A 26426-nucleotide genomic window follows, 5' to 3' on the forward strand; every position below is an offset into this window, starting at 1 on the left:
AAGCGCCCGAGGATGCACCTGCTGACACTTCGGTCGATGATGCCTTGGCTTCACTACCAGAAGTTCAAGCTGAAGCGATTGAAGACGACAAGATTGAGGATGTTCTAGCTTCTGTTCCCGAGGTTGAAACGTCCATCGAAGAGGATAGCTCCTCGGATGTATTGTCGGATTTGGCCGCGAACGCACCTCAGGAAGATTTGCCCGACACGTCGATTGAGGATGCGCTTGCGTCGATCCCAGAGGCCTCTGCCGAAGTCGAGCAGGACGGTTCTGCGGATGTTTTGGCCGAACTGGCAAACAGCGCTCCGGATGAGGCTGGTGAAGACGAAGCCGCCGACGACATCCTATCCGCTTTGCCTGAGATCACTGAAACCGTGGAAGAGGACACTTCAGCCGATATCCTTTCTGGTCTTGCCGAAGCTGCGCCTGCCGATGAAGGAGAAGACAGCACTCTAAGCGACGCCTTGTCTTCTTTGCCTGAGCTCGAAGAGCTGGCTGACGACGATCAAAGCGACGATGTGCTCGCAGAGCTTGCGGAGTTGGGTCACGACGATGAAGCAGAGGACAACAGCATCGAAAGTGCATTGTCGTCAATCCCGGATGTGCCAGAGATAAATGAAGAAGACGATCTGGACGACCTGCTGGCGGATCTCGCCGAGGCGTCTCCGGATGAAGTCGACGAAGAGGAGTCGGTAGACGACGTTCTCGCGGCCATGCCTGATCTTGAAGAAGTCGATGAGGCAGACGATTCTGACGATATTCTGGGTGACCTGTCGGAAAGCGCGCCTGACGAAACATCGGATGAAGACGATGAATTGGATACGTTGTTGTCTGATCTTGCCGAAACGGCCTCGGATGAGGCCAAAGAAGAGGAGTCGGTAGACGACGTTCTCGCGGCCATGCCTGATCTTGAAGAAGTCGACGATGCAGATGATTCTGACGATATTCTGGGCGACCTGGCGGATAGTGCGCCTGACGAAACATCGGATGAAGACGATGAATTGGATGCATTGTTGTCTGATCTTGCCGGCCCGTCTCCCGATGAGACTGACGAAGATGAAGCGACAGATGACGTTCTCGCAGCTATGCCTGATGTTGAGGGGGTCGAAGACACCGACGACACCGACGATATTCTGGGTGATCTGGCGGAAAGCGCGTCTGATGAAATATCCGATGAAGAAGATGATTTGGACGCGCTGCTGGCGGATTTGGATGCCCTCTCAAACGAAGAAGATGGTGACGGCGATCTAGCCGATCTGTTGAATGACATCACAGCGGATGCGACCGAGAAAGAGCTTGACGACCTTTTGGGGGATCTATCAGAAGACGACGACAGCAATGAAGATCTTGATGACCTGCTGAGCGACGAGGGCGATCAATCCGATACTGCTGAAGTGGACTTGGACCTCGACGATTTGTTCGATGAGACCGAGGACACAAGCGAATTGGGTGATCTAGATGATCTGCTTAGCGACATCGACGGTGATGAAAGCTCTGACGATCTGGATCTCGATGACGTGCTGAGTGCGCTGGACGAAGACGACAGTGCAGACGAGGCAGAAGAGGCTAAATCGGATGGAGAACCCGTTCTGGCCTACGGAACAATGAGCGCCGACAGGCCCGATCCGGAACGTCTGAAACGCACGCGGTTCCGCCTGGCAATATTTGGTGACTTCTCTGGACGCTCGGCCAGAGGGCAGATCGAAACAGGCGATGCATTGGCGGCGCGTAAGCCGATCCTGCTGGACCCGGATACGGTCGAGGATGTGATCAAGGGTTTTGCGACCAAGCTGGTTCTGCCGCTTGGCAAGGATGGGGCAGGGATCGAGGTTGATCTGAAAGAGCTGGACGATCTCCACCCTGATGAGCTTTACGAAAAAGTTGAGCTGTTCGACGGCCTCTCAGGTCTAAAAAGTCAGCTCAGCGCTGGGGTAACCGCGGATCATGCCGCCCAACAGCTGATCGCATGGGGTGAAGAATTTGGACAGGCGGTGGTGCCACCGCGTAAAAGTTCGGGTGGCAATACCGTACGCGCCGACCTGAAACTCAGCGATTTTCAGAAACTGATTGGCGATACGGCCGGAGAGCTGGTTCAAGCCTCTCCGGTGGATGATCTGCTGAAGCGTGTCGTTGGTCCCCATATCCGCAAGCTTCCCAGGCCTGACGTGTCTGCGATGCAGACGGCGGTGGATGAAGCGCTGAGTGCAGCGATGCGGATGGTGTTGCACCATCCCGAGTTCCAATCGGTTGAGGCGCAGTGGCGCAGTCTCGACCTGATCGCGCGCAGCATTGAGGACGACGATACGCTGGACGTGATCCTGTACGATGTGTCGGCTGAAGAGATAGCCGCCGATTTGGCCGCCGGGGATGATCTGGCTGAGACCGGTTTGGTGCGCTTGCTGACAGAAGAGCCTTTGGACGAGGAAAACGGGCGTGGTGGATATTCCGCGTTGATCGGTCTGTACACATTTGAAGAAACGCCACCTCATGCCGAGTTGCTGGGTAGAATTGGCCGTGTCGCTGCACATGTGGATGCGCCCTTCATCGGCGCCATTACCCCGACGTATTTGGATATTAAGAAAGAGGACCGGCATCCGCTGGTTGTGAAGGCCTGGGATACGCTGCGTGCGATGCCCGAAGCAGGATATGTGGGGCTGGCTTCTCCGCGGTTCCTGCTCAGGCGGCCATACGGAGCAAAAACCGAACCGATCTATGAGTTTGATTTCGAAGAGTTCACCGAGTCCGAAGGCTTGCGCGGTATGCTGTGGGCCAACCCGGCGGTGCTGGTGGCTATCTTGTTGGCGCGGTCCTTCAAGCAAAATGGAAAAGCGATGAACTTAGGCTCGGTCATGAGCCTTGGGGGTATGCCCTATCACTTTGTCAATGATCGATATGGCGATCAGGTCGCGTTACCCTGCACCGAACGCAACATTACGCTGGACAAACACGAGCACTCGGTCCAGCGCGGCTACATGCCCTTGCTGTCGGTGAAAGGGCGGGATGAGATCAGACTGGGCTCGTTCAATTCCGTCGCCGGTCAGGAGATCCTGGGGCCGTGGTCAGGCGTCCCGGCCCCGGCACCTTCGCCCGATGTGCCGGATGCACCGGTTGAGCCCGAGATAGACGAAGCACCGTCGGATGATGACTTTGATCTGGATGATCTGGGTCTGGACGATGAGCCCGATCTGGACCTTGGCGATGATGACACACCGGATCTGGATGACGATGAATTCGACTTGGATCTTGATGATGACGACTCGGGCGGTCTGGATGATTTCCTCTCGGCGTTCGATGACGACGCGGACGAAGACGACGAAGAAGAAATGGATCCGGAGCTGGCGGCACTATTGGCCGATCTTTAACCGGGGCCGTAGTGGGTATTAGGGTTTGAAAGGAAGAACGATGGCGGACAAAAAGCAGCCCTTGAGTATGCAGACAAGCTTTGGCGGTGATCCTGACGACTGGGTCATCCGCAAGGCCATCGTGAATGAGCAGATGGGTCGCCTGAGCGAGATTCGCGTCGAGGCCTTGTGTAAGAAACAGGATGTCAAATTGCAGGACCTTCTGGGCCAGAGCATGTCGATCGTGCTGACTGATGCGGCAGGAGATACCCGCAGTTTCCGTGGTATTGTTGCCGGTGTGACCAAGCTGGCCCTGCGGGGCGGATTGGTACACCTGTTGTTCGACGTTCGGCCGTGGTTCTGGTTGCTGACAAAAACAACAGATTCACGCATTTTCCAGAACATGACCGTCATCGAAATCATCCAGAAGATTATCGGTGAACATGGTTTTGGCGCGGATCTGCAGAATAAGACTTCGGAGACATACCTACAGCGTGAGTACACGGTGCAGTATCGTGAATCCGATTTCGATTTTCTGTCGCGCCTGATGGAGCAGGAGGGGATCTATTACTTCTTCGATTATCCGTCTGTTTCGGATGACAAACTGGTCTTGTGCGACTCCAAGTCAGCCCACAAATCGCTGCCCAGGGGTTCGACGCTGGATATTATTGTCGGCTCGGGCTCTGACCAGAAAACCGATGATTCCATCACAAGCTTCCAATATGGCGAACGGATCAGTCAGGGCTTGGTTGAATTCAATGATTGGGACTTTGAAAAACCCAACGCCAAGCCGACCGCGCGGGTGAATGGGAAGCTGTCGCAGAAGCATTCCTACAAGAAACTGGAACACTATGATTACCCCGGACATCACCGGGGCGAAATCAATTTGGGGAAAGCCCACGGAACTGCGTATATGGACGGCGAAGAACAGCAGTCGCGTCCGGTCAGTGGCACCAGCACCGTCTGGCGTCTGGCAACGGGATACCTTTTTAAGGCTGGCGAACGTGATGATGTGAAAGGCTTTGAGTATCTGATCAAAGGTGCAACGCATTACATGCAGGCAACTGACGCCTATGACGACACAGCCCTGACGCACGAGGGCACAAACGTCAATATCGTAACAGACGTGGACAATTATCTTGAATTTCCCGAATATGCACAGGACATTTATGCGTCCAGTTTCGACGCGCTGGATAGCTCGATCCAGTGTCGATCGCCGCAGGTTACGCCCTGGCCGGAAATTTCCGGACTGCAAACAGCGATTGTAACCGGGCCAAGCGGCGAAGAGATATACACCGATAAATATGGTCGTATCAAAGTTCAGTTTCACTGGGATCGAGAAGGTAAAAAGGATGAAAAGACAACCTGTTGGGTGCGGGTGGTCACGCCATGGTCGGGTAAAAACTGGGGGATGATCCATATCCCTCGTATCGGTCAGGAAGTTGTCATTCAGTTCGAAGAAGGGAACCCTGATCGGCCCATTTGCACCGGTATGCTGTATAATGCCGACACGATGCCACCCTATGCGCTGCCTGCAAATGCCACCAAATCGGGGATTGTGACCCGGACCAGCAAGGAGGGCAGTACCAAGACTTTCAATGAACTGATGTTCGAGGATAAAAAAGACGCAGAACTTGTCCGCTTTCAAGCTCAGAAGGATCACGAGAAGCTGGTCAAGAACAAGTCGACCATCACCATTGGATATGACGAGCTGGACAAGGGCGGCAATGGTGGCGATGGCTGTTTGAGCCAGGTCGTCAAGAAAAACGTGGATGAGACGATTAAAGAAGGCGACCACACGTTCAAGATCGAAACCGGAAGCCAGACGGTCGAGATCAAGACGGACCAGACCGAAACGATCGAAGGCAAGTCCACCCGCACCGTGACGGGGAATAACACCGAAACCATCAAGACTGGCAATAAGACGACGACGGTGAATACGGGCAATATCCAGGTTGATGCCAAGTCCGGCAAGATCACGGTTACAGCTATGCAATCGATCGAACTGAAGGTTGGTTCATCTTCGATCAAGCTTGATCCGACGAGTATCACCGTCAAGAGCACGATGATCAAAGTCCAAGCCAACGCCAAGCTGGACGCGAAAAGCCCGATGACGACGGTGAATGGCGACGCGATGCTTACCCTTAAGGGTGGGCTGACCATGATCAACTAAAGGCGCAAAACGATGAGCGAACGATTTGTTGGAATGACCAAGACTCAGCAAGTGCCTGCCGCGCGGATGCTGGCCGATGCCCATGCACGGTTAAGCACGAAACTCGACGCTCCGGCCAGTGCACCGTTAGAGACTGTGCTGGGCGAGCTCGAAGAAAAAGGGGCCCTTGTCGATATACTGCGCCTTCTGGGTGTTGCTTTGCCGCCACGTGAGCGCGTTTGGTGGTCATGTCTTGCCGCACGTGATTATGTGGGCGAAGCACCTGATAACAACACACCATCGCTGGCCGCGTCCGAGGAATGGGTGTTCCGTCCGACGGAGGAAAACCGCGAAAAAGCGGAGGAAACCATTGAGCTGGCAGACCCTGACGATGAAACGGTGAACTGCGCCATGGGTGTGCTATATTCGGAAGGGACTCTGGGAACCGGTGATTTGGCAAATATGCCAGCCCCGCCGGGTGCCGCCGAAATCCTGGCTTTTGCGATGAATGTTGTTGCGATGGACAACCATGATGGCGATTTTGACGCTTATGTACAGTTGCTGATTGATCGCGGCGTCGATATTGCACGGGGTGGGAATGGTAAACTGGACCGCGACGTGACCGGTACTGAGGCAGAGGACTAAACATGGGATTTCCGCAAGCTCGTGTAACAGATTTGCACGCATGCACGCTTCCGGCTCCGCCGCCAGCGCCGCCGCCACCTGCGCCGGTGCCAATGCCGATCATGCCGCCCTGTTGTCCAACTGTTTTGGTTTCGAAACTACCGGCGGCTCGCATGACGGATTTGGCCACCCCGGCATTTCCACACCCCATCTTAAAGGGGTCCGCTACGGTTCTGATCAGCAAGCTTCCGGCGGCGCGGGTCATGGATACCTGCGCCTGCGGTGGTCCGATTTTACCGCCTTGCTGCCCCACCGTTCTGGTTGGAGGATGAAGTCAAACGAATGACGGTCACGCTAAAATTCCAATCCACCGGTGTGGTGCCGGGCGACGGGCGCCCGGTATCGATGCAGGGGGGCTCATTGACCGTTGGGCGCGGCCCAGCCAACGACCTTGTATTGCCGGACCCCGAGCGGACCTTAAGCAAGAACCATTTTGTGATTGAGGATCACAACGGCAATGTTGTGATCGTGGACTTGTCGACAAATGGCACATTCCTCAACTACTCAAAGATACCGTTGGGTCGGACTCCAACGCCGTTGAACAACGGCGATGTGCTGTCTGCGGGTGGCTATGAGATGGTGATCGAGATCGGGGCTGATCTGCCGAGCTTTGAAGAAATGATACCGCCGCCTGCGCAGCAGGCAGGCGTCTCGCCAGGGCAATCCCAGAATGCCCCTGATCCGCTGTCATTGCTGGACGATGCAGCGCCCGGCGGCGATTTTCTGGATGATCTGCTGGGCGGGGATGCAAAAGGGCCGGGTCAGATTGCGACGCCTGATCTAATGGATGAGTTGCTGCCGCCGCTTGATGATGACGATCCTTTCTTCGCGAAACCCAAGGACGTGCATCAGGACATGGGCGCCAGTGATCCGATGCATAATCCTTCGCCGACTGATGCATTTGCGGCACCAAGGGCGGAAGGGGGCGCGAACCTGATCCCTGACGACTGGGACGACGATCTGTTGTCGCCAGCCAGTGGATCGGCATCCGATCCGTTCGCCACAACTGAACCAACAAAGCCTGAACCTGCGCCACCACCGCCCGTGAAACCGAGTCCGGGTGGGCAGGCGGGTGCACAACCGCCCGCACCACCCGCCCCTAAACCACCCACGCTCGAAGCCAAAGCACCCGAGGTGCAACCTGCTGCTTCGGCCCCAGCATCAAACGAAAACCAGTTGGCAGCGCGCGCATTGCTTGAAGCGCTCGAAGTCGACGATCTGCGCATCGACGATACAGATTTGCCCGCTACAATGGGACGGATGGGTCGTGTGTTGCGTGCAATGATCACGGGCTTGCGGGAAATCCTTATGACCCGCACCTCGATCAAATCTGAATTCCGTATTGAGCAGACGATGATCAATGCGGGCGGGAACAATCCGCTCAAATTCTCGATCAGCCCAGAACAAGCCATTGAAGCTTTGGTCAAACCCAGGGTCAAAGGTTACCTGGCAGCCGAAGAAGCCACTGAACAAGCGCTGAACGATATCAAAGCCCATGAGGTTGCGATGGTTACCGGCATGGAAGCGGCGCTTAAAGGCGTGTTGGCCCGGTTGGATCCCGAGGTTCTGGCGCAAAAAATTGAGGGCTCCGGCAAACTTGGGTCACTTTTGAAGGGTAAGAAAGCCCAGTACTGGGAAGTCTACGAGAAGATGTATGCCGATATCTCGGATCAGGCAGAGAACGATTTTCATGATCTCTTTAGCCGGGAATTCGCGCGAGCTTATAAGGAACAGCTGGAAAAGCTGAAATAACGTCCGGTTAGGGCGACAAGAGCAAGGGAGGGCAGCCATTGTCCTGGGACAGCAAAGTGCTTTGGACCGAAGGGTTGTTTCTGCAACCCCATCACTTCCAGCAGGCTGATCGGTACACCGAAGCTTTGGTGGCTGGCTTGGCGCGGCGTGTGACACCATACGCCTGGGGCGTCAGCGCATTGGAGATCGATGACGAGGTTCTCAAAGTCGGGCAGTTCGCGTTGAAATCCTGTTCGGGCTTGACACCGGACGGACAGGTATTCCGCATGCCGCAGGCCGAAGATCACCCGCCTGCGTTGGAAGTGCCCGAAACAATTAAGGATTGCGTGGTTTACCTGACGGTCCCACAGCGAAGACAAGGTTCCTCCGAAGTGGATCTAAGCGGAGCTGAACAATCGGTCAGCCGCCTGCGTCCTGCCGAGCAGGAAATTACGGACGTGATGAGCCAGCAAAAGAAGCCGGTCACTCTGGGCGTTGGCAAGCTGAGGTTACAATTCGCTCTTGCGGTCGATGATCTGGCCGACAAGCTGGCCATTCCGATTGCCAAGATTATTGAGGTGCGACCGGACAAGGAAATCATTCTGGACCGTGGCTTCATTCCTTCGGTATTGGATGTGCGCGCCGCACCTGCATTGGCAGGTTTCATGAACGAGCTTGAGGGTATGTTATCCCACCGCATGCAAACCTTGGCCGGACGTTTGTCCGAGGGCGGGCCTGCCAAGGGAGCGGCTGAGATATCAGATTTCCTGCTGCTGATGGTGATCAACCGAAACCTGCCTCTGGTGCGTCATTTTGCGAATATCGAAAATGTCCATCCTGAGCACACCTACCGTGTGTGCGCGGCATTGGCTGGTGAACTGGCGACGTTCATGAGCGCAGAGAAAGAAGCGGTTCAGTTCCCGGCCTATCAACATGATAGGCTGACGGAAAGCTTTGCCCCGGTTATACGAACTCTGCGTCAGTATCTCAGCTCGGTTCTGGAACAGACGGCAATCTCGATCCCACTAGAACCGCGCAAATACGGCATCAGCGTGGGTGTGATCGCAGATCGCAAGTTGATCGGAAGCGCAGGTTTTGTGCTGGCGGTGAATGCCGATATCCCGGCGGAAGATGTACGGCGACACTTTGCAGGGCAGGCTAAGACAGGGCCCGTCGAAGAAATCCGTCAGCTAGTGAACTCGGCCCTTCCAGGGATCACATTACGCCCGCTGCCCGTGGCCCCGCGGCAAATACCCTATCACTCGGGTGTGGTCTATTTCGAGCTGGACGCAGCCAGCCCTTATTGGAGTAAGATGACCACCTCAGGAGGAATCGCTGTTCATGTCTCTGGTCAGTATCCCGGTCTTGAGATGGAACTGTGGGCAATACGCAACCAATAGGTGTCAAGGCGGCACCGAGCTGTGCAGAAATATTGATAGGCAACCCAACTGGGTCACATTTTGAGTTGGGTGCCGCGTAGGAACAGGTCAAACGATGTCCGATAAAGATCCCTTTGCCGAACCGGACGATACCGACAAAACGGTGATCCGACCCAACCCGGGCGGACGGCGTCAGGCCGGAAGTACGCCGCAACAACCTGCGCCTCCGCCGCAACCGGCTGGATATCCAGACCCGATGCAGCAGCCAGCGGCACCTGCGATGGGTGGGCAGGCCTTTGGGGTTCCACCGACCCAACAGCAGCAGTCGCAGCCCCCGGCAGGTGGAGGGGACGATGTTGCCGTTACCGGTATGAACCGCCTGAATGCCTGTGCTGCACCTCTGTTCTCGCTTGTGAGTCGAATACGCAACCGGGCGCAGCACATGGATCCTGACAAACTGCGCCAAAGCGTTGTCGCCGAGGTTCGAAGCTTTGAAAACGCCGCCCTTCAAGCGGGTATTCCAGCGCAGACCGTCAAGATCGCAAGATATGCTTTGTGTGCAACGCTGGACGATGTGGTCCTGAACACACCTTGGGGCGGGCAGTCCAGTTGGGCAACGCAGTCACTGGTTGGTACGTTTCATCGCGAAACTGTGGGCGGAGACCGGTTCTATGATCTGTTGGCGCGTCTCGAACAGGACCCGGCCAACAATATCGAACTGCTCGAGTTTGTTTATATGTGTCTGTCCTTGGGATTTGAGGGCCGCCTGCGTGTTGAGCAGGGGGGGCCGGACAAACACCTGCAGATACGTCAGGGTCTTGCGCGCATCATCCGGGGTCAACGTGGCCAGGTGGAACGCGATCTGTCGCCGCATTGGACCGGGGCTGACAAACCATATCGCGCGCTCAGCATGTGGAAACCGGTTTGGATCGCGCTGGGCGTTACGGCGCTGTTATTGATTATTGAATTTGGTGGGTTGTCCTACCTTCTGTCGAACAAGACCGAAAATTTGGTGGGTCAGATGTCGGTCATTGACGCAGGTCCGGTGACTGAGTTGCAGCGCCGCGCGCCTCCGCCCCCACCGCCGCCTCCACAGCCGCAGCCGCAGGTTGAAAAGGTCGTCGAATTCCTAAAGCCTGAGATCGACGAAGGTCTGGTCGAGGTTTTCGAGAAAGGGAACACACTGATCATCCGCATCAAGGGATCGGGAATGTTTGGGTCTGGTTCGGATCACCTACAGGACAAGTTTCAGGAACCCGTTCGCCGCGTAGCGGTTGCCCTGAACGCAGAGCCCGGATCTGTAATTGTGGCGGGCCATTCCGACAATGTGCCGATCCGTTCATCCCGGTTCCCGTCCAACCTTGCGCTGTCGTTGGCGCGGGCCAAATCGGTCATGAAACAGATGTCGGGCGAGATGTCCGATCCTAATCGTCTTAGCGCTGAAGGCCGTGCAGACAGCGAACCTATTGCCGACAACTCAACCCGCGAAGGTCGGGCGACCAATCGACGGATTGAAGTTTTGCTGGTCCAGGAGGAGAACTGATGCGGTTCCTCAGACTATTGAAGTACGTATTTTTGTCGATCTACACCGTACTTTTGTTCACAGCCACGGCCTTGTCATTGTGCCTGTATTTCTTTGGCCCGCTGATCGGTTCTGATGAGTGGCGCCCATTGGCCGGGGTGGGTACACGGCTGATCTGGTGCGGCGTCATCTATTCGATTTCTCTTATCATTGCGTTGATTGTTTTCTTTGTCCGCCGGCGCCGTGACAAGAAACTGACCGAAGAGATTACGGAATCCGTCAGCGATGGCGGTGACATGATCGATAGCGAGATCGCAGAACTGCGCGGCAAGTTGAAAACGGCTATGGCGGCTCTGCGCAAGTCCAAGAATGGGCGGCGTCATCTGAACGAGTTGCCGTGGTATGTGATGATCGGCCCTCCGGGTGCGGGCAAGACCACGGCGATTGTGAATTCGGGCCTGAATTTTCCGCTTGCTGAGGAAATGGGTAAAACCGCCATTGGAGGTGTCGGTGGCACGCGAAACTGCGATTGGTGGTTTACTGAAAACGCGGTTCTGATTGACACGGCCGGACGATACACCACACAAGAGAGTGATGCGCAGGTCGACAACGCGGCCTGGGTCGGGTTCCTTGGTCTGCTCAAGAAATACCGCAACCGTCAGCCGATCAACGGAGCGATGATCGCGATTTCGCTTTCGGATTTGTCCCTTCAGGATGAGATCACGCAGAAGGAGCATGCCAAGGCAGTGCGCCGTCGACTGGAAGAGTTGCGCGAGAAACTCGGCGTACGGTTCCCCGTCTATATCCTTTTCACAAAGGCCGATCTGATCGCGGGTTTTGCCGAGTTCTATGACAATCTGGGCAAAGAAGACCGCGAACAAGTTTGGGGTTTTACCCTGCCATTGGACAAATCAAAGTCAGAACAGTCTCCGGTGGCTGCGTTTGACGATGAGTTTTCCCAGCTTTTAGGGCGTCTAAACGCACAATCGCTCGAGCGGATGCAGACCGAGACCGATTCGCAACGACGGGCATTGATTGCAGGCTTCCCGATGCAAGTCGCTTCGGTTCGCAAAGTCGCACATGAATTCCTGACCGAAGTATTTCAGGACAGCCGCTATCAGCATCGCCACATGCTGCGCGGGGTGTATTTCACCTCTGGCACGCAAGAGGGAACGCCGATTGACCGACTGATGTTGGGCATGGCCCGGACATTCGGGATCGGGCGTCAGGCCATCGGTTCAGGGCAGGGGTCGGGCCGTTCCTACTTTCTAACGCGCCTGTTTGATCAGGTGATCTTCCGCGAGGCTGGTCTTGTCAGCGCGGACGACAAGGTGGAACGTCGCTACAAGATTACCAAATGGGCTTCCATGGCAGCTACCGTCATTGCTGCGATCGGTGTTGGTGCTCTGCTGGTGCGCAGTTTCATGGGCAACTCCGACCTGATCGCGGATGCGCAAGAGGGCGTCTCGGCCTATCAAGCCGCTGCAGCGACGTTGCCGCCTAGCCCTGTAGGAGATACTGATCTGGTGCCAGTTGTGCAGGCGCTCAATACGCTGCGCGATCTGCCTGCCAATCCAACACTGTCAGACCCGGACCCGGAAACACGCCTGACCTATGGGCTTTATCAGGGTGACGTAGTCGGAACTCAGGCGGCACAGACATATCGTGCCGCGTTGAACCAGCGTTTTCTGCCTCGGCTGTTGCTGAGGCTGGAAGAACAGATGAGCGCCAATATCAACAATCCTGATGTTTTGTACGAGGCTCTCAAGGTCTATCTCATGCTGGGATTGCAGGGGCCAATGAACCCGGATTTGGTCAAGGAGTGGATGAATATCGATTGGTCTGTATCCTTCCCCGGCCCCGCGCGCGAGGAATTCCGCGCCGATCTGAACGACCATTTGGACGCAATGCTTGGCCAGCCGATGCAAGAAGTTGCGCTGAACGGTCCGATGGTGGATCAGATTCAGGGTATCCTCTCAGAACTGCCGCTGGCGCAACGAGTGTATAACGGTATCGTTTCCAGCCCGGCTGCAACCGCATTGCCAGATTGGCGGATAACCGAAGTGGGCGGACCGGCCGTTGGCCGCGTTCTGGTGCGGTCCTCAGGCAAGCCACTGAACGATGGGATCGAGGGGATATTCACCTATAAGGGCTTTAATGATGTTTTCCTTGGCGAGGCCATCGGCGTTGCCAAACGCGTGCAGAAAGAAAGCTGGGTTCTGGGGCCGCGTGGTGAGGCGGAACAGACCGAGCAGGCTTTGGCCGCGCTCAGCCGCGATGTTCTGGACCTTTATTACAACGACTATATCGCACGCTATGACGCGATGCTTGGGGATATAGACATCGTACCCATGGAAAGCCTCAGCCACGCGGTGGAGGTCACCAATGTGTTGTCAGGACCAACTTCGCCTATTGTGAATGTTCTAAACGCGATCTCGGATGAGACCAAGTTGACGGAAAACCGTTCGATCTTGGCGGGAAATGAAGCCCTGAATGAAGGGCTGTCTGACGCGGCCAGTATCGAATTGCAGTCCGCGACTTCGGTTCAGACGCAGATTTTGCTGGAGGCTCTGGCGAAATCCAGTGGTGCGGGATCGTCGGAACCGGTGCAAGCACCCGGGCAATATGTTGAGGATCGGTTTGACTGGCTGCATCAGTTGGTGAACCAGCAGGAAGGACAGCCTTCGCAATTGGATCTTTTGATTGGTTCACTGACAGGTGTTTATCAAGAACTGAACAAGATGTCCTTTAGCGGCGTCTCGGGCGGCGAGACGGGTCAGGCTCTGCAGCAATTCCAGCAGGAAGCGGCGCGTATTCCGGGCCCGATGGAACGCTGGGCAGTGCAAATCATCGACGGTTCGTCGGGTATCACCTCTGACAGCACCCGTTCTTCGATCAATGCGCGGTGGCAGGCGAATGTGCTTCCGTTCTGCGAGCAGGTCGTCTCGGATCGCTACCCGTTTAATCGTCGTTCGGGGGCTGATGTGGCCATGGGCGATTTTGCCAGGCTGTTTGGTCCGCAGGGTCTGATTGATACGTTCTTCACCGATAACCTTGCCAAACACGTCGACATGCGCACGCGCCCATGGTCATGGAAATCCGGTGTGAATGAGGCGGATCTCGGTATCAGCCAAGCGGTTCTGACCCAGTTCCAGAACGCTGCTGAAATCAAAGAGGCATTTTTTGCCGCCGGTCCGCAGCCGCAGATTCAATTCCAGATCATGCCGGAAGCGCTCGATCCGAAGGCGAAGGGCGTAACGCTTGAGATCGACGGGCAGTCGCTGGAATTCCGTCACCGCGGCGGGTTGCCATCGCCTCTGGCTGTCACATGGCCGGGCTCGGTCGGTTTGGCACGGGTCAGCTTTGAGCCGGAAAAACGCAATATCGAAAGCGTGCTGTCGAAGGATGGACCATGGGCCTGGTTCCGGTTGCTGGATGCGGCCGAAGTGCGGCGCACCAATGTCTCTGACCGCAAGAAGGTCATCTTTAATGTCGGCGGGCGTATCGCGATATTCCAGCTTCAGTCTGGTTCGGTCATCAACCCGTTTGCCCTGCCAGCGCTGCAAAAGTTCAGCTGCCCGAAGTCGTTCTGATGCAGCAGGCCGGATTTGGCGCTTTTGGCAAGATGCCCTCAGTCGGAGATTTCTTCCGGATCGCGGTGCCGCCGACCTTTGTTCAGCCATGGGACACATGGATCCAGCGCTGCATGCTGGAGACTTCTCAAGCGCTGGGGCAGGACTGGGACGCACATTATATGTCTGCGCCGATCTGGCGGTTTTGCCTTTCGCCGGGATTGGCCGGACCACAAAAAATGCTGGGGGTGCTGATGCCCTCGGTAGATCGTGTTGGACGGCGCTTTCCTCTGACGCTTGCGGCGGCAGTTTCCAACGAAGGTTCAGCCATTCTGGCACATTTTCGCGCCGTGGAGACTTTTCGAAAGTTGGAAGATCTAGCTCTGGCTGCGCTCGAGGATGACATGACCAAAGAAAAGCTGAGCGATGGGCTTTCTGATCTGGCGGTGCCTGTGCAACAGCCGACCGCACCGGTCCGGTCGCTTGGAACGACAACGATAATGACGCGCAGCGAAGTTTCTGACAGCGTACTACCTGATCTTGCCGCAGGGCTGTTGTCGCAAAACTATCGCAGCCCGAGCGTCTGGAGCACCGAAATTGGCGGGGTGCCCAGGATGATGATCTGCGAAGGTTTACCGGATGGATCAAACATGCAAGGCTTGTTCAACCTACACTCTGCTATGTGGACCGAGGCCAAACCAATATGAATTCAAGTCGCCGTGTCCGGTACAGCGCTCGCAGCCATGTAGGCCTTAGGCGTAAAGTCAACGAAGATGCGGTGCTGGCATTGCCAGAGCAAAGCCTGTGGATGGTGGCTGACGGGATGGGCGGGCACGAAGCGGGGGATTATGCCAGTAGATTGGTCGCCGATATGGTGGCCGCGATACCGCCGGGTCTACCGCCTTCGGACCGCCTGACTATGTTGCGCGACGTTCTTCAAAAGGCTCATACCGTGATCCGGCAAGAGGCTGAGGCACGCGGCGGTGGAACCATCGGTACGACGGTCGCGTGCATGATGCTGGCAAATGGCCACTTTGTCGGCCTTTGGGCCGGAGACAGTCGAATTTATCTGCTACGTGACGGCAAGATTCAAATGTTGACCACAGATCATTCCCTTGTCGCCGAGCTTGTTTTGGCCGGGCAATTGACCTGGGACGAAGCGGAACAACATCCTCAGTCGAACGCCATCTCACGCGCCGTCGGTGTCGGTGACCAATTGGAACTGGACAAAATCCGGGGCGAGGTCCAACCGGGCGACCGCTTTTTGATATGTTCAGACGGCCTGAGCAAATACGCCACATTTGCCATGCTCGAAAAAGCCCTCTCCGAAATGCCGATCGAGACGATTGCCGATCAGTTGGTACAAGTCGCATTGGACGGCGGCGGAGCCGACAACATCTCGGTCATCGTGGTAGATGTTCTTTAATCTAGGCGAAGGTCGGCAGCTGCGGAAGAGGCGGCGGAGATGGCAATTGCATCCCTGAAAGGCGGTCTTTAATAGGTCCGATCGCGAATTCACAGGTCTCGCACGGCGCAACAGGCAGACCGGTTAGCGATTTTACCATTTTCGCCAATGCTTCCAATGTAGGCAGGATAGGCATGCTCGGTGCCGGAACACTCATCGAAGTGGCCAGATTGATGGCGCCGCTTTGGGCGACCTGCGCGCCTTGCGTCACGTCATCCAATTTCGGGAGGGCGTCGAGTTGCATCTGTAATCCCTGTGCCTCGAGCGGTATGGGAATGTTGAGCTGCGCCATATAGCTCAGCATCGCGTTGATCCGGGCAATACCAGCTGGGGTCAGCGCATCCGGGCCAAAAGCCTCCTGAATCGTGGCCATGTCCTGCAATTGGTCCATCATAGCGTCCAACTCGTCCATGGATACCGGAAGGTTCGGAACCGGAACCGTCGATAACACCCCCAACTGGCTATAGAGCGCTTTCATCAGGTTGGGATCAGACATCGCCGGAAGGCCCATCGACTGCGGTGCCGCTGCGGCTGGGGCAATGAGCGCCAATTGACGCGCCAAATCAAGCTTTGGCAAGGGCAAGGCAAACGGGGGCAGCGTGATACGCGGCAGGTTGGCGGCAAAATTCAGTGCGGTCGAGCAGGTGCCGCGTGACGTCGCTTCACCTGCCTGCATTTGCCCTTCAAAAGAGTAATCCAACCCGGATAGCGCCATGGGACAAATACCCTGTGCCCTAAGCGCCAGCGTCATTTTTGCCGCCAGTGTCAGGTTCTGCATCTGCGGGCCGGGTATTTGTGGCATCGCTTGCGCCTGTGGCAACACGGTCTTCGCCAAGCTCAGCACGGCTTGCTGAATTTCAGCGATCAGCCCGCGCGGATCAGACAGCGGGAAGCCTGTCGCTGCAAGCTTCATCATCAGCGATATCGCACCTCCGCCATCCGTAGGTAAAACCGGCGGAAGTGCGATGTTGGGGGCATTCGCGGCCAAATTGGCCTGCATGTATATGTCTGGTGCCATAGCGGGCAGCATTGCAGCCAGCTTCATATCCGCTCGGGCCTGTGCGTTGGCTGTGCCCTGCAATCCCAGCAGCGTCGAAAGCTTCATCATCTGCTGCGGTACTGCCTGAACCGACAGATTTGCACTGGGCTTCGTTGCAGTCAAAGCCGTGAGGTCGGGGTTGCAGAAACAGACCATGTACCCAAAGCGCTCCGCTACTGTTCCAAAGTCGTCAATATGCGACTGTCCAAAGACATGATCTGTGTTTCCACATTTCTGTCTTGTTCGCGCAGTGCCTCAGCATATCCCGCAGCAGATTCTGTTGTTGGGCGCAGAGTGTCAAAAAGCTGATTGTCTGTGTGGAGGACAATAACCTTGCTCTTGCCTAGCGTGCTGTCATCGACCTGAAAGGCAATGCCTCCATTTTCTTGGCTTTCCGGGATCGAATAGGCCACGCGAACGGAAACAGGACCGGTTTCGCCGTTTCGCAGCGCCGCAACATCATTTTCCTGACGGGATACGTTGGGTAATAGGTGGAAGACATTTCCCGATACATCCAACACCGACACAGAAAGATATCCATCCTGAACATCCGTTGGCAAATCTACGTCGATCACAGGGTTCTGACCCACAATGAAATCGCCGGACGGGTTGGGCGCATTGTCCTGCTCGCCGTTAAAAAATGCGATCGATATATCGCTGGATGGTGCAGAGGGCAGATAGTTTTCGATCAGGCAGAGCGTCGGATTCAGCACAGAGATCTGCTGCAGGTCCACCGGCCTTGTACCTGCGAGGGCTCCGATTGCGGTTTGCAGCCCGGTCAGACTGTCTTGGGACGCGAGCGTACCCTTGACGCGGATGGGAGTTTCGAGTCCGTACCCTGTGACAGGTGCGTCGATCAGGGACAGTTCGCCGCAATCGGCCAGCCCTGCCAGGATCGGACCTATTTCGGAAGCAGGCAGGAAGAGCGGCTCAAGCTCGATCTCAGCCGTGCCCAGCAACCCGGTAGGTAGACCTGCGGAATAAAGTTGTTCCAGTTCCGTATGCAGGGCTTCGTTGGTGGTCTGGCCGGTCAGTTTGGCGTCATTGCCGTTCACCACGAAACGCCATTCATCCAAATCCATGGCAGCACCAATCACGTCTGATACGGCGTTGCCCCAAGTCTCGGATATGTCGCCCGAGGCCAGAGTCAGATCGACTTCTCCCCCCTGTTCAACAATATCACCTGTTATCGTATCGCGTGTGGATTCGGATGGAACAAACCCCACGGCGCGCGCGGGTAGGCCTTCACGTTTGTCAGCGATCAGAGTATAGGGTGCCGCTACGGGGTATTGCGGCCCCAGAAATCCATCAAATACACCGCTGGTATATCCGCCGATTCCAACACCAGCGACTGCAAGTGCGCCTATCAGCGCCACAAGCCCGCCGCGCGACTTTCCGGGCTGTTCGACTTGTACAGGCTCTGGCTTTGATTTGGCTGGCGCCTCAGCAGGGGCAGTCTGCAATGAGGACGGGATGGGATCAGGTGTCTTGCCTTTGGGCACAATCACCGTCGCATCGTCGTCTATTTCATGTGTTTGTATAGCAGCGGTTTCGGATCTTGCTGAGGCAAGCGCCCGCAATACATCACCGGCAGTTTGATACCGGTCTTCCGGATCGGGCGCGGTCATCTTGTCGAGGATCGACCTCAGCGGTTGCGGTACGCCTTCTGTATCTAGCGGTAGCTTTTTGCTTTCGACAACCTCCAGAAGGTTTCGCCCCGCATCCGCCTTTTGCCCGCGAAAATTGGCCAGCAGCAGGGCGCCCAACGAATAGATATCGGTGCGTCGATCCGTCTTACCCGACAATTGCTCGGGTGCGGCATAGGCGTATTTCCCTGCGAATTCGCCCCCAACGATGGTCTCGGCCCCCGGATTGGTGTCTTTTGCAATACCAAAGTCGATAATCACCGCCTGCGCCGGATCACCATCGCGCAGGATGATATTATCAGGGCTCAGATCCCGATGAACGATGTTGCGCGCATGGGCAGCTTCCAGCCCCTCGCACACCCGTTTACAGACTGTCAGGACGTCCGATGCAGGCATCGGACCTTCGCCAAGCTTCTGGTCAAGGCCCGGACCGTCGACATAGTCCATCACCAGATAGACATGCCCATCGGATGTTCGGTTGTTTTCCGAGTAACGCACCACCGCATCATGGCGGATGTCGCGTATCTCTTCCTCGCGCGTTAGCAGAACGAGATAGTCTTCGTTGCTCGAAAACTCGGCCTTCAGAACTTTCAGCGCAGCAAGCCGCCCCGAAATTTCGGAGCGTGCCCGGTATACATCAGATGTGCCGCCCCGCCCGAGGATCGCTTCGATCCGATACGTGTTGTTTACCAGATCACCCGGCTGAAACAGGTCGCCTGCGCGGGATTCAGTCATGCTGCCCTCGAATTGCTATGGTGAGCTGATTATAGATCAGCCGAGGGCTTGGAATTCAACACGGCGGTTCTCATCCGCGCGCGGATTATCCTTATTCAGTGGCTCTGCTTCACCAAGACCCAGTACTTCAAGCCGTTCATCAGCGATTCCGCAATCACCAACCAGGAAACGTTTCACTTCCTTGGCACGCAGCAGAGAAAGGTTTTGGTTGTATTCGGCGGAGCCTGCGCTGTCGGTATGGCCGATAATCTGGAACACATTGACATCAACAGATTTCATGGCGTCGCACAGCGAGGCAAGCTTGGGCTTTTGATCTTCGCGCAACGCCGCAGAGGCAAAATCGAAGCTAACTTGGATATTCACCTGATCCTCAGCCGCAACCGGTTGGTATTCGCTGGGTGCAGCAGCAACCGTTGTTTCGTCGGCTGTCTCACCTGTAGTTTCGGCGCTGGTTGATGGTACAATGACCAGACCACGGGTCTTTTGTTTGTTGAATGCATCGGTGATTTCATCGGCAGTCAACTCGGTTGTCTGCGACAAAGATGCTTGTGCTGAGCACACAATCGCAAAGGCTGCGGCCCCGATGAATTTCAAAGACGAGTATTCGGACATTTGTCTCAATCCTTCCATGTTCGAGGCGAGGTTACCTTTGGGATCAGTATGCGACAATGAAGAAAGTCACACTTGTGAACTACAATTATAAGGCAATGTCGTGACAACCTGTCTGCCCGCTTCTAAATTGAGGTCGAAAACAATCAGGAAACAGGAAAAGCCCCGGAAATGCGCATAGTTCCAGCGATAATACTGGGGGTCGCGATCATTCTCGCCCCGGTTCTTTGGTATGTCTTTCCACTGATCTTTCCCGTTGAGGACAATTTTGAAGGACCTGCTATCGATTCTGGGGCGCGCATCGAAATCGAAATGCTGAGCCAGCAATTGGAAGATATGCGAAATCAGATCGAGCAATTGTCGCTGGAGATATCTCGCTCTCAAACTGGCGTGCCGATTCTTCAGCAGGGTGCCGACGGTGCGGATGACTATGGTTATGACAGCAGCACACCGAATGAAATCATCGATGCGTATGCGCAGGTCGTCTTGATCGCGAACCGAAACAACGTGAATCAAGATCTGAAACTGGCGAGTTCTTCATTTTTGAAAGAGACTTTCGGCTTGCCGCGTGAAGATCTAACCGACAAATGCCAATCGATGACGAACCCTAGGCTGGAAGAAAAGCTGGTCCTGGAAGAAGTAGGGCCCGTCCGTGTCCGCATGTTGAAGCCAGCGGTTGATTCTTTACGCACCGTTTTCGAGAATATTCGTCGCACCGATCCGGACCTCTACGCGCGCATCAACACCGCTGGATCACTATGTGTGCGCCTTATTCGCGGGGCAACGGGCTCGGCCTCGGCGCATGCCTATGGGTTGGCTGTAGATCTGAATGTCGATGGTGTTTTGGATACATTGGGAGATGGCAAAACACAGCTTGGGCTCACGATACTCGCTGATTTCTTCCGCGAGGAAGGTTGGGTCTGGGGGGCTGCTTGGGGTCGGGAGGATTCGATGCATTTCGAAGTCAGCCGTAACAAGATTGAGGAATGGCTGGAGCAAGGGTTGCTGTGATTGTTGCGAATGGCATCTAAGCTTGTGTGGCAAATCCAACAGGCATTATCAATTTTTCATTGTTACTTGCTTTGTGGCATCCACTGATGCTTTGTTTGCGACCGTTCCGTTCTGTACATGCGGTCGGACAATGTGAAGAGGCTGTTTCGACCGATGGTTAATATTCGACGTTGTTGTTTGATTGCGGCGCTTGCGATTGTGGGCGCCTCTAGCCTCGCAAAGGTCGGTCAGGCACAGAGCGCATCCAATCTGGCGCCGTCGACTTTTCAACCTCAAAATCAACGTAGTACCGGACCTGTGACAGTGGCGCGCGATCCCGGGGCGCCAATCCCTGAAGGGGCGGATAAGCTATTTGTAACTGTTGGGCGGGTACAGATTGAAGGCGCTTTGCCTCAGATGGATGCTGCAAACGCGGCGTTTATTGAACGGCTGTCCGGTAAACGTGTCGCTGTGTCAGAAGTATTTGCAGCGACCAACCGGTTGGAAAGTGCCTATACAAATGCAGGTTTTGTTCTAAGCCGCGTGGTTCTGCCGCAACAGACGTTACGTGATGGTGGCACCCTGCGTATCGTGGTGATTGATGGGTTTATCGAGCGGATAGACACGCAAAAAGTACCTGCGCAGGCGCGGGAACGTGTCGAGGCTACGACCCGGCCCCTAATTGGGAAACGCGGTATCAAGCTGCAACAGATCGAACGCGCGCTCTTGCTGGCGGGCGACACATTTGGGATTCGTTTGGCTTCTACTTTGTCTCCGGGTGACGCTGATGGTGCCACGATTCTCACTTTGGATGGACAGTTCAAGCAATACACTGGCTCCTACGGATTTGATAATACCTTGTCAGACGAACTGGGGCCGGTGAACTTGAGTCTGGGGCTAGAGGTCAATGGCGCGCTGAGCTTAGGTGAAACCTTCTATTTCCGTGCTGGTGGCGCGCCCGCGCGGTACTTTTCGGATGATGCAAAATATCGCATCCTCGCCGCCGGTGCAGTTTTCCCGATTGGATATGACGGCCTGACCTTCAATGCCGAATACACATCGAGCAAAGCCCGTCCGGACGCTGACCTCATTCCCAACGAGAGCGAGTTTGAGCGGCTGTCTCTTCGGTTGTTTTATCCCTGGGTCCGTTCGCGACGTTACAATCTATCCTCGCAGCTCATTCTGGACAGGGTTAGCGATTCCCAGGATATATTGATCGGTTCGTTTAATCTGCCGGTTTATGACGACGATCTCAGCGTTCTGCGTGCAACTTTGGACGGCTCTTGGACCTATGATAACGGCTCGTTCCTGCAGGCGAGTGCGATCTTATCCCGTGGGCTTGACGCCTTTGGCGCCAGTGCTTCGGTCGGGCCAGATGATGCGCCTTTGTCCCGGCAGGGGGCGAGTGCAGAATTCACAAAGCTTGTGCTGTCGGGACAGTATAGTAGGCCGCTGGATGCAAACTGGTCGCTGAGTTTGAACGGCCGTGTACAGTCGAGCTTTGGCGACCCTTTGGTGACTTCTGAGCAGTTAAGTGTCGCCAGTTCCGGTGAACTGTCCGCGTTTGACGCTGGCGACTTGCGTGGTGACAATGGTTGGGTGGTGCGCGCCGAACTGGGACGCTCACAACAGATTTCAGTGGCGAATTTCCCGCTGATATTTAAACCCTACGTGTTTGGCGCATATAGTGAATTGGGGATCGAGCAACCTACCTTCTTTGAACAGAGCACCACTAAGGCGTATGCTTATGGTCTGGGCATAGATTTGTTTACGATTGAGGACTCGACCTATCGGTCAGGGTCAGTACGAGTTGAATATGGGAGAGGTGAACGCGATGACCTTGGCGAAGACGGAAACCGGTTCAGTATCATTGCAAGTCGCCGGTTCTGAATGCGCAACCGCTTTGGCATTGGGTGCGTTGCTGTCGGCCACCGCGTTTTTGTGGGGCACAACGGCGTTGGCGCAGTCACTGCCGAACGGCGGCACGATTGCAGCCGGCGATGTGACCATCTCACAACCCAGCAATACCGAAATGACCATTTCGCAGGGGTCCAATTCTGCAATCGTGAACTGGAACGGGTTCTCGATTGGTTCGGGTTCAACAGTAAACATCAATCAACCGGGTCAGAACAGCGCGATCCTGAACCGGGTGACCGGTGATACGACCAGTCAAATCCACGGTCAGTTAAATGCGAACGGCCAGGTATTTCTGGTTAACCCGAATGGTATTTTCATTGGTCCCGGAGGCCATGTGAGCACATCGGGTTTTGTTGCCTCAACGTTGGCCATTTCGGATGATGATTTTTTGAGCGGCCGGTACCGGTTCGAAGGCGATGGCAATTCAGCCTTGGTTGAGAATGCCGGAACCATCTCAATCGTGCCAGGTGGCTACGCAGCGTTGATCGGTGGACGCGTATCCAATTCGGGACTGATCAGGGTGCCACTTGGCAAGGTCGGGTTGGGTGCCGGAGAGAGCGTAACGCTTGATGTGTCCGGAGATGGTTTTCTGCAAGTTGCCGTTCCCTCGCAAAGTGATGACGAGGTTATGGAAGCGCTTGTCTCCAATACTGGCCGTATAGAAGCGGATGGCGGTATTGTGCATCTCAAGGTGGCCAGTGCGCGTGATGCAGCCCGCCGGGTGATTAACATGTCCGGCGTGATCGAGGCGCGTTCGGTCGGTGGCGTGTCCGGTGCAGTCGTGCTGGGTGGCGACGGCGGCGCGGTAGATATCAGCGGTCAGATTGATACATCGGCGCGTGCGACGCTTGTTGAGACCTCACTTCGCCCTGTTCTGCGACCTCAGGACGGTGGTTCCATTACAGTTACCGGCGAAGCAATTGCCCTTGCTGGGGCGATGTTGGATTCTAGTGGTGAGGGAGCTGGTGATGGAGGCTTGATCCGCGTTGGCGGCGATTATCAAGGTGGCGGTGATCTGCAACGCGCCAGCACCACCACTGTGGATGCGGATTCAGTACTTTTGGCCAATGGTGGTTCTGAAGGAAACGGTGGCAGGATTATCGTCTGGTCAGACGATTACACGTATTTTGCAGGCAGGAATTCTGCCCGTGGGGGCGATACAGCGGGCGATGGCGGGTTTGTCGAAGTTTCCGGCAAATTGACGCTGAGATACCGGGGGCTGACGGATACACGGGCACCAAACGGGAATTGGGGAACATTACTATTGGACCCCAGCAATATCGATATCGCGGATTCGTCCGTCGTTCCGGACCCTGCCAATATCACTGTCTCGACGACGGGTTTGCAAAACAACCTGGAACTGGGGGACGTCATTCTAACGACAACGGATACCGGGTCGCAAACCGACGTGAACGGGACGACCGATCTGGGGGGCTCTGACACGCAGGCCGGGAACATCAGGATCAGATCCGCTTTAAGTTGGAGCAGCGCCTCGGATCTGACGCTGATTGCCGATAACAACGTTGAGATCAATGCGCCTGTGACCGCTGCAGATGGTGGCCTCATCATCGATGCGGATGGAACCATTACAACGGGTGCCGGCGGGGCAATAGATGTAGGCGAGTTTACCCTGCTGGACGGAGAATGGCGACAGGTCGGGAGCACGATCCCATCTTTCGCTGCGAGTGATTTCACCATTGCAACTGGTGCGGGATTCCTGCGCGCCTTGGGTGGTACCGGCTCAACGGGTGATCCGTATCAGCTGACCGACGTTTTCGGCCTTCAGGGTATCGGCAGCACAGGTTTCACAGGGGACAGTTATGAGTTGGTGAACTCAATAGATGCCTCTGGCACATCAGGTTGGTCCGGAGGCTTTGAGCCAATTGGGGTGTTTTCTGGTTCCCTAGACGGCAATAGATTCACCATCAGCGACTTGTTTGTTGATCAGGGCGGTGGAAGCGATGCTGCTATGTTTGGTCTGATCGACGTGGGTGGTTCAGTGTCCAACCTCTCGATCACAGGAGCAGACGTCAACGGAGCAACGGCAGCCATTCTTGCGATCAACAACGAAGGAACAATCAGCGGCGTTTCGGTCGACGGTTCGGTGACTGCTCTGAACGACGGCGGTGGGTCCTTTGCGGCTGGCTTGGTCGCCGTCAATTTCGGCACAATTTCAGATAGTTTTTCCACCGCGACGGTAGAGGCGATCTTACCAGTTGATGCCTTTAGTAGTTTCTTAGGCGCGGCTGGACTTGTCGGAACGAATGTAGGAACGATCTCTCGTTCGAATAGTTCCGGAGATGTAATACTTACAAGTCAGACAGGTACAGGTACGGCAATAGGGGCTGGTCTGGTTTCAGAGAATGCCAACGTAATTTCGGATTCCTACTCAACGTCGAGCATTACGGCCAATGGCATTGATGATTCTGTGACCATCGGTGGATTGGTTGCCTCAAACGACACCGATCCGGACTTTGGAACCACAGGTGCGATTGAGCGCAGCTATGCGACGGGCGCGATTTCTTCTTCCGGAAGTGCTTCGACCGTGTTTGGCGGATTGGTTGCGGAAAACGTTGGTTCTGTCACAGGGTCTTTTTGGAACACCGAAACGACTGGTCAAGGAACTAGCGCCGGAGGAGGTACCGGCCTGACGACAGCGCAATTGCAGAATACACAGACATTTTATGATCTGGCCTCTTCAGCGGGTTGGGATTTTACCACAACCTGGGCACCCGGAACCGGTAGTACGAACCCGGCAAACTATACGACGTCGCCGGTCGTTTTCGCGATCCCGGATGACGTGGTTGTCGCAGAAGGTGCGACGTCGAGCGCGACGACTTCGGGCACAGTGGTTGGTGGTCCATCCGTTTTCCTGTTTGGTCCGGCCAGTGACTCACTGAGTACCTCATCGGTATTCCGGTCGCTTGAATTTGCAAGCACTTCACCGGGGACAACATCGTTCACGCTTGGCACCAGTTCCCTTACTAGCTCAAGCGGGCAGATTTTCAGCGTCGCGGCGCTTTCCGGAAGTGCGCTCATTGTTGACACGACCGATCCTGTCATCCCCGTACCCCCAACTCCGACAATTGAAATTACACCGACGGTTGATACGACGATCACCGGAGGTGGAGGAGGCACTTCAGTCACAACAGTAGCAGACGCTGAGGCCGCTCTTGGAACTGTTGAAAACGCATCGCAGGAGTTTGATGGCGATATCTCGTCCTGCGAAAGCAGCGGTGAAAATGTCAGTGAATATCTGGCGTGTTTGGCTGATGCGATGGATGACTATGCATCCGAATTAGACGGAATCGTGAAGGGCCTGCCGCCGGGTCTGGAATCGGTTGGCGACATTATCCGCGGAGCAAGCGCTGGCATCCGCCAGGTTGGCGAAGACGCCAACCGACGTCTGGCGTTGGCCACAACGGCCGAAGAACGCGCAGCGATCCGTAGCGATGCTGTTCAACAGGCGCGGCGTGAAATTCGTCAGGCACAGCGCGAAATCCGAAAAGCCATCACATTGATAAGAGCAACCGACCCGGAACTTGTTATGATCCAGAACCAGCAGGTAGAAACGATTGTGGCTGCGGTCGGACAAGCTGAGATTGGTCTGACGCGCGCTATCGGCCTTTGATCCGACGGAGAAC

Annotated in this window: 16 protein-coding genes; 13 read left to right on the plus strand and 3 right to left on the minus strand. The window is 55.6% G+C overall.

Annotated features, from left to right (window positions below; genetic code table 11):
• The first annotated feature begins 602 nt into the window (after nt 1–602).
• The 10 genes from ACR0B3_RS20455 (at nt 603) to ACR0B3_RS20500 (ending at nt 15807) form a co-directional block, all read left to right on the plus strand.
• A complete protein-coding gene (locus ACR0B3_RS20455; protein ID WP_480810681.1) occupies nt 603–3362 on the plus strand; it encodes a type VI secretion system contractile sheath domain-containing protein in 2760 nt (919 codons plus the stop codon).
• Between the two features lie 40 nt (nt 3363–3402).
• On the plus strand, nt 3403–5514 hold the full coding sequence (locus ACR0B3_RS20460; protein WP_480810653.1) for a type VI secretion system Vgr family protein: 2112 nt from the start codon (nt 3403–3405) through the stop codon (nt 5512–5514).
• A gap of 12 nt (nt 5515–5526) precedes the next feature.
• Nucleotides 5527–6138 (plus strand): DUF6931 family protein, encoded by a 612-nt coding sequence (locus ACR0B3_RS20465; RefSeq protein ID WP_480810654.1) that lies wholly within the window; start codon nt 5527–5529, stop codon nt 6136–6138.
• Between the two features lie 152 nt (nt 6139–6290).
• Nucleotides 6291–6449, plus strand: coding sequence for a PAAR domain-containing protein (locus ACR0B3_RS20470; protein ID WP_480810655.1), 159 nt, complete (start codon nt 6291–6293; stop codon nt 6447–6449).
• A gap of 10 nt (nt 6450–6459) precedes the next feature.
• On the plus strand, nt 6460–7929 hold the full coding sequence (gene tagH, locus ACR0B3_RS20475) for a type VI secretion system-associated FHA domain protein TagH (protein ID WP_480810656.1): 1470 nt from the start codon (nt 6460–6462) through the stop codon (nt 7927–7929).
• A 38-nt stretch (nt 7930–7967) separates the two neighbouring features.
• The gene (gene tssK, locus ACR0B3_RS20480) at nt 7968–9308 is read left to right on the plus strand and encodes a type VI secretion system baseplate subunit TssK (RefSeq protein ID WP_480810657.1); all 1341 of its coding nucleotides are present in this window, start codon (nt 7968–7970) and stop codon (nt 9306–9308) included.
• A 94-nt stretch (nt 9309–9402) separates the two neighbouring features.
• Nucleotides 9403–10830: a type IVB secretion system protein IcmH/DotU gene (gene icmH, locus ACR0B3_RS20485; RefSeq protein WP_480810658.1), complete on the plus strand. Its 1428-nt coding sequence runs from the start codon at nt 9403–9405 to the stop codon at nt 10828–10830.
• Nucleotides 10830–14402 (plus strand): type VI secretion system membrane subunit TssM, encoded by a 3573-nt coding sequence (gene tssM / locus ACR0B3_RS20490; RefSeq protein WP_480810659.1) that lies wholly within the window; start codon nt 10830–10832, stop codon nt 14400–14402. The genes icmH and tssM overlap by 1 nt, the downstream gene beginning before the upstream one ends.
• A complete protein-coding gene (tagF, locus tag ACR0B3_RS20495; protein WP_480810660.1) occupies nt 14402–15088 on the plus strand; it encodes a type VI secretion system-associated protein TagF in 687 nt (228 codons plus the stop codon). Before tssM ends, tagF begins: the two co-directional genes overlap by 1 nt.
• On the plus strand, nt 15085–15807 hold the full coding sequence (locus tag ACR0B3_RS20500) for a PP2C family protein-serine/threonine phosphatase (RefSeq protein ID WP_480810661.1): 723 nt from the start codon (nt 15085–15087) through the stop codon (nt 15805–15807). Before tagF ends, ACR0B3_RS20500 begins: the two co-directional genes overlap by 4 nt.
• Before the next feature lies 1 nt (nt 15808).
• On the opposite strand, the gene ACR0B3_RS20505 is transcribed toward ACR0B3_RS20500, so the two are convergent.
• The 3 genes from ACR0B3_RS20505 to ACR0B3_RS20515 all read right to left on the minus strand — a co-directional run bounded on the left by ACR0B3_RS20505 (nt 15809) and on the right by ACR0B3_RS20515 (nt 19878).
• On the minus strand, nt 15809–16951 hold the full coding sequence (locus ACR0B3_RS20505) for a hypothetical protein (RefSeq protein WP_480810662.1): 1143 nt from the start codon (nt 16949–16951) through the stop codon (nt 15809–15811).
• 107 nt (nt 16952–17058) lie between these two features.
• A complete protein-coding gene (locus ACR0B3_RS20510) occupies nt 17059–19266 on the minus strand; it encodes a protein kinase domain-containing protein (RefSeq protein WP_480810663.1) in 2208 nt (735 codons plus the stop codon).
• Between the two features lie 36 nt (nt 19267–19302).
• A complete protein-coding gene (locus ACR0B3_RS20515) occupies nt 19303–19878 on the minus strand; it encodes an OmpA family protein (RefSeq protein ID WP_480810664.1) in 576 nt (191 codons plus the stop codon).
• Between the two features lie 168 nt (nt 19879–20046).
• Between ACR0B3_RS20515 and ACR0B3_RS20520 the strand changes: the two genes are divergently transcribed.
• The 3 genes from ACR0B3_RS20520 to ACR0B3_RS20530 all read left to right on the plus strand — a co-directional run bounded on the left by ACR0B3_RS20520 (nt 20047) and on the right by ACR0B3_RS20530 (nt 26413).
• Complete coding sequence (locus ACR0B3_RS20520; protein WP_480810665.1) at nt 20047–20886, plus strand: M15 family metallopeptidase; 840 nt, start codon at nt 20047–20049, stop codon at nt 20884–20886.
• Between the two features lie 303 nt (nt 20887–21189).
• A complete protein-coding gene (locus ACR0B3_RS20525; protein WP_480810666.1) occupies nt 21190–22755 on the plus strand; it encodes a ShlB/FhaC/HecB family hemolysin secretion/activation protein in 1566 nt (521 codons plus the stop codon).
• Nucleotides 22700–26413, plus strand: coding sequence for a two-partner secretion domain-containing protein (locus ACR0B3_RS20530; RefSeq protein WP_480810667.1), 3714 nt, complete (start codon nt 22700–22702; stop codon nt 26411–26413). The genes ACR0B3_RS20525 and ACR0B3_RS20530 overlap by 56 nt, the downstream gene beginning before the upstream one ends.
• The last annotated feature ends 13 nt before the right edge of the window (nt 26414–26426 follow it).

The organism is Ruegeria sp. CE9, from assembly GCF_056537425.1.